General features: G+C 41.9%; 4 protein-coding genes and 1 pseudogene. All 5 read left to right on the top strand.

Annotated elements, in window-relative coordinates; genetic code table 11:
• The first annotated feature begins 8 nt into the window (after window positions 1-8).
• Window positions 9-620, top strand: coding sequence for a DUF1819 family protein (locus tag EGS47_RS16255; protein ID WP_125269806.1), 612 nt, complete (start codon window positions 9-11; stop codon window positions 618-620).
• A gap of 16 nt (window positions 621-636) precedes the next feature.
• Window positions 637-1212 (top strand): DUF1788 domain-containing protein, encoded by a 576-nt coding sequence (locus tag EGS47_RS16250; protein WP_125269805.1) that lies wholly within the window; start codon window positions 637-639, stop codon window positions 1210-1212.
• Window positions 1213-1253: 41 nt separating this feature from the next.
• A complete protein-coding gene (gene brxC, locus EGS47_RS18730; RefSeq protein WP_125269804.1) occupies window positions 1254-5792 on the top strand; it encodes a BREX system P-loop protein BrxC in 4539 nt (1512 codons plus the stop codon).
• 29 nt (window positions 5793-5821) lie between these two features.
• The gene (gene brxL / locus EGS47_RS16240) at window positions 5822-7861 is read left to right on the top strand and encodes a protease Lon-related BREX system protein BrxL (RefSeq protein WP_125269802.1); all 2040 of its coding nucleotides are present in this window, start codon (window positions 5822-5824) and stop codon (window positions 7859-7861) included.
• Window positions 7862-7924: 63 nt separating this feature from the next.
• Window positions 7925-12654: pseudogene (locus tag EGS47_RS16235) on the top strand (AAA domain-containing protein).
• Window positions 12655-12798: the final 144 nt, after the last annotated feature.

The following is a 12798-nucleotide window of genomic DNA, read 5'->3' as shown; positions in this document are numbered from 1 at the left end:
GATTGGCCATGTTAGAACAATTTCATTATGACAGTGACCTGATTGGTGGCTCCCTGATGGTGCGTGAAAGCCGGCTGATCGCGGATCTGTTATTACGAGAAGCGACTCCAGAACAATGGCATCAGGCCATTCAGATTGACAATATTCTGCAAAAAAGAACGCCTGCTTCAGCTCAACGCAATGCCACCGCTATTCGTAAGCGTCTGGAGCGCTTAGAGCCTGATTTCTGGAAAGCACTACGTGATGGCGATGATGAGCTGGCGACCCAGGTGGCTTTTTGTAGCGCACTGGAACGCAACCTGTTGCTGCTTGAGTTTATGGAAACGGTGATGAGGGATGCCTATATCTCTCAGGCGCAATACTTGGACAGTTATATCTGGTCAGATTTTTTGGATGAACGCTCACAACGCGATCCGGATATCTGTGATTGGAAAGAGTCCAGCAAGAAAAAAATGGGGCAGGTGGTGTTTCGCATGCTGGCAGAAGCCGGTTACTTAAAAAGTACCCGTAAGCTGGAGTTGCAGCGCGTGATCGTCAGAGCAGAGCTGCGTAGCCTGTTGGAAGAACATTATAAACAACGCATTAAAAGATCTATGGAAGTGTCGCTATGGACGCGTTAGTTGTAGAGGGGCAGCAATGAGTCAAACAATACATGAGCGTCTGAACCAGATTCCAGAGCGAATTCTTTCCACTGAGTTTCTCACTGGACAAGGATTGGGCAATGAAATTGGCTTCTGGATTTTTGATTATGCACCTGAAGATGAGTTGAAAGTGCGCGAATATCTGCATTTTCTAGACGGGATGCTAGAGAAAAAACACAGTCAGCTGAAGGTGGTGAATATCAACCTGCTGCAAGCCGTGGTGGATTATCTGGCTGAGCGTAACTTCATCGATAAAGCCATTCAAATGCAAAAAGCCAAAGGCGATGAAGCGCTGCTCAAAGCCTTAAAGGGCCCACTGCATATGGATAAGTTCGCGCCGTATCTGGTGAGTAAATATGCCACCAATGCGCAAGATATTGTGTTGATGACTGGGGTTGGGTCGGTTTGGCCACTGTTACGTGCCCATCACTTATTAAACAGTTTGCATTCGTTACTGGGGCATAAGCCAGTGGTGCTGTTTTACCCAGGTTATTACGACGGTCAAGCGATGAGTTTATTTGGAAAAATTCCAAGCAATAATTACTACAGAGCATTCAGATTAGTGCTTTAAACACGGCAAATAGAAATAAGAATTCGGGGGAATGGATTGAGATGAACATTAAAGAACTTTTTTACAAGCCATTAGATCGTGCGATTAACGGGGTCGTAAAAGCAGACCAGAATGACAATACTACGGTTTATCAGGAACTCGATGAGTATGTGGTCACCAATGAACTGGAAAAGCATTTTCGGGACTTTTTCCAGTCTTATGGCACAGACCTAAGCGATCCTTCGATTGCCAACCGTGTCGGCGTATGGATTTCAGGCTTCTTTGGTTCAGGTAAATCACACTTCCTGAAAACCTTGTCGTATATTCTGGCCAATAAAGTGGCATGTGACGCGGATGGTAACGAACGCAGTGCTGCAGAATTCTTTGATGAAAGCAAAATCCGTGATGCGTTTATCCGTGCGGATATTGGCAAGGCCGTTAGCCATCATGCCGATGTCATCCTATTTAACATCGACAGTAAAGCCAGCTCCAATGATGATGGCAATCCAATCCTGAATGTGTTTTTACGTGTGTTTAACGAGTATCAGGGTTTTAGTGCTGACCATCCACATATTGCCCATATGGAACGTCACCTGAGCCAGAAAGGGGTGTATGAGCGCTTTAAACAGGCGTTTGAGGAATCCAGCGGCATGTCCTGGCTAGAGGAGCGTGACGGTTATCAGTTCTATCAGGATGATGTTGAAACCGCGATTTCCCAAGCCCTCAACTTATCAGCAGAAGCTGCGCATAAATGGTTTGAGGATTCTGAGCAGACCTTTAGTGTTTCGGTTGAAAACTTCTGTCAGTGGGTGAAAGAATACTTAGATAGCAAAGGACCCCAGCAACGCATGTTGTTCTTGGTCGATGAAGTGGGGCAGTTTATTGGCAGTGATACCCGCTTAATGCTGACTTTACAGACCATTACTGAAAACTTGGGTACGATCTGTAAAGGCCGCGCTTGGATTATCGTCACCTCACAGGCAGACATCGATGCTGTTTTAGGTGAGATGTCTTCTTCCAAAGCCAATGACTTCTCCAAGATTGCTGGACGTTTTAAAACCCGTTTATCGCTGTCCAGTTCAAATACCGATGAAGTCATCCAGAAACGTTTATTACGTAAAACCCCAGAAGCTGAAGCATTGCTCAGATCGGTGTTTGAGCAAAAGGGCGATATCTTAAAAAACCAGATTACCTTTGACCGTTCAGGCCCAACCCTCAAGAACTATGAGGGTCCAGACAGCTTTATCCATAACTATCCTTTTGCGCCGTACCATTTCCAGCTGGTGCAGAAAGTTTTTGAAGAAATTCGTAAGGTCGGTGCGACCGGTGCACACTTGGCCTATGGTGAACGGTCCATGCTGGATGCGTTCCAGATGGCCGCGAATGCGATTGCCACAGATGAAGTCGGGGCACTGGTTCCTTTCCATCGCTTCTATACTTCAGTGGAAGGCTTCCTGGATACAGCAGTGAAGCGTACGATCGACCAGGCAGGGCAGAATAAGACCCTGGATGGTTTTGACGTACAGATGCTGCGCACGCTGTTTATGATCCGCTATGTCGATATCATCAAAGGGACCTTGGATAACCTGGTCACTTTGTCGATTGAGAAAATTGATGAAGATAAGCTGGCATTACGCAAGCGGATTGAAGAGAGCCTGCAGCGTCTGGAAAAAGAGAGCCTGATTACCCGCAATGGTGATGAGTTCCTGTTCCTGACCAATGAAGAACGCGATATCACCCGTAAAATTAAAGCCACTGACTTAGCAGCTTCAGAAGAAAATAAAGAGTTAGCCAATCTGATCTTTAAAGATTTACTGCGAGATCAGAACAAATACCGCCATCAAGCCAACAAGATGGACTATCAGATTGGACGTTTTCTGGATGGTCATAGCTTGGATGGTAAGTATGAGAGCGATTTGAAAGTTGAAATCATTTCTCCACTGGATACGGAATATAACCTCTACACAGAAGCTTTCTGTATCGGTAAGAGCGCCGAGGCCGAAGGGCAGGTGCTATTTAAACTGGCAGACGATAAACAGTTCTTTAATGAACTGCGCACCTGGCTGAAAACCAATAAATTTATTCGGTTAAATGATGATGGCACTCAGTCCGATATCACCCGTATTCTGGCAGACCGTGGCCGTGAGAATCAGGAGCGTAAAAAACGTCTGCGTGCCCGGGTCGAAGAAATGTTGCTGGACGCGGAAAGTTATGCCTTGGGTCAACATCTACAACTTTCATCTTCAAGTCCAACCACCAAGCTGGATGAGGCTTGTCGTTATCTGCTTGAAAACACTTATACCAAACTGAGCTATTTGCAGGTCTATCAGCAGGATGCCTGGCGTGAACTGAACGCCGTCTTGACTGTGGATGATATGGCGCAGTTAGGCCTGTCACTGAATGGCGGTCAAAGCAATCCGAAAGCCCTACAGGAAGTGGAGCAGTACATTGCACTACGCGCCACTGGTACAGAGCGTATTCTAGTCTCAGATGTGATAGATCGTTTTGCCAAACGTCCTTATGGCTGGCCAGATGCCGAGATTTTACTATTGGTGGGTCAGCTGGCTGCGATGGGGCGGATTTCATTACAGGCGGAAATTGGTTATCCAGCATCGGTTGAAGAATTGAATGGGGAAGCACCATTCAAGCTCGGTACGTTCTTTATCCGTTTGATGAGCACAGGTTTCTGTGAAAGCCTGGGTGATATACCGCTATGGGCTCAAGAACTGGTGATGTCATCTGTCAGTTCACGTGCGACGGCTAGAGCCTTTTTGTCACGCTGGAGAGACAGCTCCAAATACTACCCAACCTTCGATACACTCTCCCAGACCGTGGCCAATGCACTGCGGATCCAGGAGAGGGTCGGGGCTTTTGATCTGGGGCAGCTGCTCGATGTCATGACCTTTGAAGTGATTGAACAAAAAATCATTGCTGATTTGGCCAGTCATATCCCTGCAGTAACCAAAGCTGAACTGGAACATTTCAGAACGGTTATTTCTACCCGTCTGGATGGCTATTGGGCTTCCAAACATAAGGACGATGCAACCCGCCGTAAATACCGTACCGTCTATACAGCGTTGCAGGCAGCGATTGAGCTGTTCAGTCTGCGACTACAGTTTGATTCCGGATTCTATTTCGACTCCAGCGAAGCCTTGTATAAAGCCTACGAGCAGGAGTTGTATCGCTTTGATATGGCCTATCGCCACTACAGTGCTGCTTCTCAACGTGCTCATGTCGATATCCTGAAAAAACTTGATGAAGAAGTCGAAAATTGCTATTCCTACTGGTTTATTGACCACTTGGCACGAAACTGGGGAGAGCGGGTTGAAGCTGAGCAACGCTTGAATGTCTGGAAAGTGGCAGATATCCCAAATCAGCAGAACTTCTACGATACCCACGTCAGACCCTTACTCAATTCTGCAACGAAACGCCGTATTGTGGTAATTATCAGTGATGCTTTCCGCTATGAAGCTGCAGTAGAACTGCGTGATCGTATCAATGAAAAGCGTTATTCTGAAGCGACCTTGTCTTCACAGCTGGGAGTTGTGCCAAGTTACACCACACTTGGCATGGCCTCGTTGTTGCCGCATCAGACTTTGGAGTACAAAGAGGCCACAGGGGATGATGTTTTAGTAGATGGGCAGTCCAGCAAAGGGACTGCAGCACGATCCAAAATTCTGGCTGCCTATAATGGATTGGCAGTCACCGCTGAAACGGTAAAAGGTTGGTCGCGTGATGAAGGCCGTGAAGCACTTAAAGACCATGATTTGATTTACGTTTATCACAACGTGATTGATGCTCGGGGAGACAGTGCCTCGACAGAATCAGAAACCTTTATGGCGGTGGAACATGCCATTGAAGAGCTGACTGAACTTAGCCGCAAAATCTTGATGCATTTCAATATTTCTACCCTGTTGATCACAGCCGACCATGGCTTCTTGTTCCAGCAAAGTAAACTGGAATCTGCGGATCGTTCAAGCTTGACTGAAAAACCGACCAATGCATTGAAAAGCAAAAAACGCTATGTGATTGGACATGGTTTACCAGAGAGCAAGGAAGCATGGAAAGGCTCAACCCAAGCTACGGCAGGTACACTATCTGCGACTGATTTCTGGATTCCAAAAGGGGCGAACCGTTTCCATTTTGTAGGAGGCTCACGTTTCGTGCATGGCGGCATCATGCCTCAGGAAATTGTGGTGCCGGTACTGATGGTAAAACAGCTACGTGGTGAAAAGGCTGGACAGCGCACCAAGCGTAAAGTTGAGGTTATTTCTACCAAATCCACGCTGAAGATGGTCAATAACATCCAGAAGTTTGATTTGATGCAAACTGAAGCTGTCAGTGAGCTGGTCATGCCAGTGACTTTATCCATTGCCATTTATGATGGGGATCTTAAAGTTTCCAGTGAAGAAACTTTGACTTTTGATAGCAGTATCGACTCTGTTGCCGATCGGGTCAAGCAGGTCAGGCTGTCATTGTCTGGCACTGATTTTGACCGTAAGAAAGATTACTTCCTGGTACTGAAGGACAAAGACCTGAATATCGAGATGCAACGCTATAAGGTCACCATTGATTTGGCATTTACCGATGACTTCTTCTAATAACGAATTAACGATAGAGCGTAGCCTACATGGAATCTGCTAACGATAAAGAACTGGATCAGCTGCTGAATGAACACTTTGCTGGGCGGGTGGTACGTAAGGATCTAACTAAACTGATCAAAGAAGGGGCCAATGTCCCGGTCTATGTACTCGAATACCTGCTAGGGATGTACTGTGCCTCGGATGATCCAGAGATCATTGAGCAGGGACTACGTAACGTAAAGACCGTGCTGGCAGAGAACTATGTACGACCTGATGAAGCTGAGAAGGTGAAATCCCTGGTTCGTGAACGTGGCAGTTATAAGGTCATTGATCGGGTGACTGTAAAGCTGAATGAGCGTAAAGACAAATACGAAGCATCATTTAGTAATCTGGGTATCAAAGATGCCGAAATCTCGGCAGGCATCGTCAAAGAGTATGAAAAATTACTTGTTGGTGGTATCTGGGTCATTGCTACGCTCAGTTACTATTTTGAAGAAGGACAAACCAATTCTCCATTTGGGGTGAGTTTACTCAAGCCGATTCAAATGCCGAATATGAATATGGATGAACTTTTCAGTGGCAGAGCAGCATTAAGCACGGATCAGTGGCGCGAGAGTTTAATCCGTTCGATCGGCATGGAACCGGCTTCGCTAAAAGAGGATGTGCAATGGCACCTATTAGCGCGTATGGTTCCGTTCGTTGAAAATAACTATAACGTCTGTGAACTTGGACCACGCGGTACCGGGAAAAGCCATATTTACAAAGAGTGTTCACCGAACAGTATTTTAGTCTCGGGTGGGCAAACGACTGTCGCCAATCTGTTCTATAACATGAGTAGCCGCCGTATTGGTCTGGTGGGGTTGTGGGATGTGGTGGCCTTTGATGAAGTTGCCGGTATTTCCTTTAAGGACAAAGATGGCGTACAGATCATGAAAGATTACATGGCCTCAGGATCTTTTGCCCGTGGTCGTGAACAGATGGAAGCCTCAGCTTCGATGGTTTTTGTGGGTAATATTAACCAAAGTGTTGAATCCTTGGTGAAGACTAGCCACTTATTGGCTCCTTTTCCTGAAGCTATGATCGATTCAGCATTCTTTGATCGCTTTCATGCCTATATCCCGGGTTGGGAAATTCCGAAAATGCGCCCAGAATTCTTTACCAACCGTTATGGCTTGATCGTTGATTATCTGGCTGAGTTCTTCCGGGAAATGCGTAAGCATAGTTTTGCGGATGCCATTGAGAAGTACTTTAAGCTAGGGAATAACCTGAATCAGCGTGATGTGATCGCCGTTCGCAAGACGGTTTCTGGATTGATGAAGCTGCTCTACCCACATGATCAATTTAACAAAGAAGATGTACGGCAATGCCTGGAATATGCACTGCAGGTGCGCCGTCGGGTCAAAGAACAGCTGAAGAAAATTGGTGGCATGGAATTCTATGATGTGCATTTCAGCTATATCGATAATGATACCTTAGAAGAACATTTTGTCTCAGTCAAAGAGCAGGGTGGTGGCGGACTGATTCCCGAAGGTCCAGCCAAGCCAGGTTTCTTATATACCATCGGGCTCAGTAATAAGGGCATGCCAGGCTTATACCGCTTAGAACTTCAAGTCACCAAAGGTTCAGGAAAATTGGCGACATCAGGCTTATGGAATTCAAGCAGTGCCAAAGAACAGGTCAAAATTGCTTTTGATTACTTCAAGGCCAATGCATCCCGGATCTCGGGGGGCAGTAAGGTGCTGGAACATGACTTCCACTTACATGTGGTTGAATTACAGAATACCGGGCCGCTCAGCCATCTTGCCTTGCCAAGTTTAGTGGCTTTCGCTTCTGGCCTGTTAGGACGATCGGTACAAAGTCAGATGGTGGTACTGGGTGATATGAGCTTGGGTGGTTCTGTTACACCGGTGGAAAGTATTGCCGAATGTCTGCAAGTTGCTTTTGATGCGGGTGCCAAGAAAGTTGCCTTACCAATGAGTAGTGCGGCAGATATCCCTACGATTCCTGTGGAACTGTTTACCAAGTTCCAGACCAGTTTCTATGCAGATCCGGTGGATGCTGTGTTTAAGGGGCTGGGAGTGGATTAAGTTGATTCTTTATAAATCAATTAAAGAGAAAAGCTTTTAAAATGATTAGGAAATATGAATCACATGAAGGATTTAATAACAGCTATTTTGGTTAAACAGCCCAAACTTACTGCTAGAGAAATTGCCAAAACTCTTGGTATTGAAAAGAAAGAAGTGAATGCTTTTTTATATCAAAATCAAGATATATTTTCACAAGATGAAGCCTTTTGCTGGTCTTTAGCTATAATTCCGTCAGTTAAAAAATTAGAAAGACCAATGATGAACTCTGAACTTGAATTAAATGATATTGTTAAAAATAAACTGATTCAATTGTTGGATTATGTATCTCATCAAGCTGAGGATACTCAAAAAATTCAATATGAAATGAGTGGTAATAGATTTTATTCTCATGATCTAGAAAAACTTCGTGGCTTAAAAATTCTGAATGATGGCGATTGGTGGTTCCAAATTGAACGCTTACAGCTTCAATCGATGCCGAAACCATCTGAAATACTCTCTTCCCACATTCATGTTGATGCAGAAAAAGAACCAGCTTTTAATTTTTCTAGTTTAAATCAAATCGTATCTTTCAATAAATTTCATCAATTCCGCTTGCCGTATCATACAGTGGCACGTGATTTTATTATTAAAGTTGAAATAATTCAGAAGCTGTTCAAAGAATTTGAAAGCTATCGAAATAGCTGGGAACATTGGAAACAAGACAATGATGAGATTAAAAAATCTATTGTTGTTTATGACAAGTTATTCTCCTGGAATACAGCGATTAACTTAGGCGGGACAGGCGATGGTGAGGAGATCGTTGCAGGCTTTGGCTTAGTTGATTGGGTCCTTCCGACTACTCAAAAATCTTATTCATATCCCCTCATTACTATCCCTTTAGAAATGGAGATAGAAAAGAATGGATTAATACGTGTAGCTGCTAAAGATACACGTGCCAATGTAGAAATGGATGCCATCTTATTAGAGGATGATCTGCCTACGTCAGGACAAGTGAAATTAGCTTTAAAAGACAACTTAAATAATGGTCGTTCATTACAACTATTTGAAGGTGAAACTTACTCGGATCTAGTTGAAGCTTTCGTTGCTAATATCTTCTCAAGAGGAATAATTGCTGAAGCAGAAAACAGGGCAATACCATCTAAAAATTTAGCGGTGACATTAACATCGGTATTGTTTAGTCGTCCTAAAAGAAATTCTATTTTAAGTGATGACATTGAGTTATTGAAAACTAAACTTAATGATCCTTCAGTGGCTATACCTGAACAACCTTTATCATTAGTGACAGAATTAAATAACGATATTAATGAAAAAGAAACTTACAGTTTTAGGGGGCGTTCTGGTACTGAAGGATTCGGATCCAAAGTTGAAGAGCTTTATTTCCCGCTACCCTATAACAAAGAACAAATTACTATTGTTCAAAACCTGTTAACTAGCAGTGGTGTAGTGGTACAAGGCCCCCCGGTACAGGTAAAACACATAGTATTGCAAATATTATCTGCCACTATTTGGCGAATGGTAAAAAAGTACTGGTAACTGCACAGCAGTCACATGTCCTTAAAACGGTACATGAAAAAATTCCTGATGAATTAAAGCCTTTGGTGGTTAGTCGAATTGGTTCAAGCAAAGAAAGTAAAAATCAGCTTGAATCTTCAATCGATTTGATTGTGCAAAAAATTACTCAGATGAATGTTGCAGAAGTTCGAAAAACGATCGAAGTTCTAAAAAAACAGATAGATGATAATCATCATGAAATGGCTTTGATTGATCGAAAAATATACAACTTTGCAGAAAAGCATTATCAGAATATTGAGGTAGATGGTAATAAAAAATTACCTATGGATATCGTACAGACGGTATTAGAAAGTAGAGCATTCTACTCATGGTTTATAGATCAATTAACTTTGGAGGAGAAGGACCAATTTCCTTTTTCCCAGGTTGAGTTGATTCAATTGAGAGACTCAAGGAAGAAAATAGGTACAGACTTACCATATATAAATTATGGCCCTCTACCAGTTCCTGAAAAGCTGTTAGATTCGACCAGTCTAAAGAAATTAAGCGAATTCCTAAAAGAAAAAGAAGAGATTGAAGAATTCTTAAAGCAAGATGACCTACACAGTTTTAAGGAAACCACTTCTGAATCAGAAATTAATGCGTTGAGAGATTGGTTAAAGATTTATCTGGAAGATATTAACCTTATTCTTGATCATGCAGAACCATGGTTATTGAGCTATTTTAAAAAGATAAATTCAGAAGATAAGGGTATGGAGCTGGATATCTATACAAACCTTATTCAAGAAGTTCAACCTTTATTGGAATATAGAAAAACTCTATTAACTGAACCTATAGCGTTGAATTTCGAAATACAGCCAAACTCCAAAGAATACCAGGCTGTAGAACGTGCTGTTGAAACGGGTAAGCCATTTAATTGGTATCATTTTGGTACTGCTGAATTACAAGACCTTTTTAAGTCAATTAAAGTTTCTGGAAAATATCCTGACACTTCAGGTGAATGGCAAAGAATTAAAGAATATATTGATAAAAGACAGACTCTTAATGTTTTTATGAGTAAATGGAATAGTATTGCAGCGCAATTAGATATTCCTTTAATCGAGTTAAATAATCGTGGTATAGATGAAATATTAAAAGAATTCACTCAGCTCATCACTAAAACCCAAAAATGCTTAGATTTGAAAAATAAGTATTTGGATGTATTTAGTGTCAATTACTTAAAAGTTTTTAGTAGAGCTAAATCTTTTGATTTCTATGGATTACCTAAAAATATTGATGACTTGATTCAGTTATTAGGCCAGAAGTTAAAAATATTTAATTTAGAAGTCTATCAACAGCAATTGGCCGATCAAGTCCTTTATTTATCAGAGTTTGATAATAAAATATCGAATCAGTTGAAAAGAATTGTATCTCAGATTGATACAGATTCACTGCATGAAAATGAATTGAGGGAATATGCAGATCTATTGAAGCAACTGGCACATTTGAAAGATTTAGCTGAAGATTTTGATCGAGTTAAATCTGCGAGTATTAAACTGAGCCAAACAAATGCTTGGATTCTTAGCAAAGATATTCTAGAGGTTCCGTACGCTCAAGAAATTGAGGATCCTGTATTACGTAATAGATTAGTCGAGGCTTGGGAATGGAAACGTCTCGAGACTTATGTAATGACGATCAGCAATACCAGTCAAATTGAAAATTTGTACGAACGTCGTCGTATTCACGAGAAGAATCTGTCTCAGAATTATGCTCAATTGGCAGCAAATAAAACTTGGTTAGCATTGAAAGAAAATGCTTCAGATAAAATTTTAGTTGCATTACAACGTTATAAAATTGCTGTACAAAAGATTGGTAAAAATACTGGTAAGAATGCACCACGTTACAGAAAGGATGCTCAACAGGCATTAAAAGAGGCAACAGCAGCTATTCCTTGTTGGGTCATGTCACATATGCAAGTGTCTGAATCTATGCCGGCTGAATTAGGTCTTTTTGATTTGATTATTGTCGATGAGGCCTCACAATCATCAATTGATGTCTTGCCTGTTTTAATGCGGGCTAAAAAGTTATTAGTTGTAGGAGATAATAAACAAGTTTCTCCGAGCAATGTTGGTTTAGCAAGTGCTCAAATTGATATACTGCGGAATCGATATCTGCATGGACAGCCACATGCTGCATATCTCACACCAGATATGTCTTTATATGATATGGCTTCTTCTATTTATGAATCAAGTGTAATGCTTCTCGAGCATTTCCGTTGTCATCCCGCAATCATTAGCTATAGTAATAAAAACTTTTATGGCAACCGTATTAAACCAATGCGATTATCGAAAAAGTCTGAGCAATTGAGTCCAGCTCTAGTATCGATTTATACGCCACAGGGGTATAGAGAATCTAAAAACAATAAACATATTAATCGAATTGAAGCGAAAGCGATTATTGAAGAAATGAAGTTAATTCTCAAAGATGAGCGATATTCGAATCGATCAATTGGCGTGATCTCATTGCTAGGTCCAGCACAAGCTGAATTTATTCAATCAGAAGCTTTGAATGAATTTGGTGCAGGAGCTCTTACACAAGTTCAATTCGCCTGTGGGGATGCTTCAGCATTTCAGGGTGCAGAAAGAGATATTATTTTCTTATCTATGGTTGCGGATCCTGAAAATAGTCATGCTTTGAGCCGATTAGACCATGAACAGAGATTTAATGTGGCTGCGAGCCGTGCTCGTGAACGGATGTATCTTGTTCACTCCGTGAGTCGTGATCATATATCTCCAAAAGATCTAAGACTAAATTTACTCAATCATTTTTATGATTTGCAAGAAGATCAAAAAGCATCATTTGAAGCAAAATTAGACTTGTGTGAATCGGAGTTTGAGAAATCTGTATTTACGACACTTCATGAAATGGGTTACACAGTTACTCCACAGGTTAAAGTTGGAAGCTATCGAATCGATTTAGTCGTTGAATCGGATGGAGATCAGCGTTTGGCTGTTGAATGTGATGGTGATAGCTATCATGGGCCAGAACAATGGCATGATGACATGACTCGTCAACGTGCTTTAGAACGCGCAGGATGGACATTCTGGAGATGCTTTGCATCGAGTTGGTCCATTGAACGTGAAAATATGATTATGTCATTAAAGGAAAAACTTGATGCAATGGGTATAAAACCTACACATGGAATGAGTAGCTTAACTCAAGATGTAGAACACAAAGTGTGGGTAGATGCCGAATCTGAAATGAGTGCGGAAAGTGACATCGAGAAAGATTTGTTAATTCTTTAATTGTACTAGCTTGTATTTAAATGGATTCGCTAGCGGACACTTACGTAACTAAAGATTACAGTAGTAATCTTTAGTTGTTGAAATTTACTTGGGTAAAAAGGTTAAAAATTTTCATCAGATTAAGGATGAATTTTATTTAACTAA

The sequence above is a fragment of the Acinetobacter sp. FDAARGOS_515 genome (assembly GCF_003938865.1).
Taxonomy (GTDB): Bacteria; Pseudomonadota; Gammaproteobacteria; order Pseudomonadales; family Moraxellaceae; genus Acinetobacter; species Acinetobacter ursingii.
This window is presented reverse-complemented; position numbering and strand designations above follow the sequence as displayed.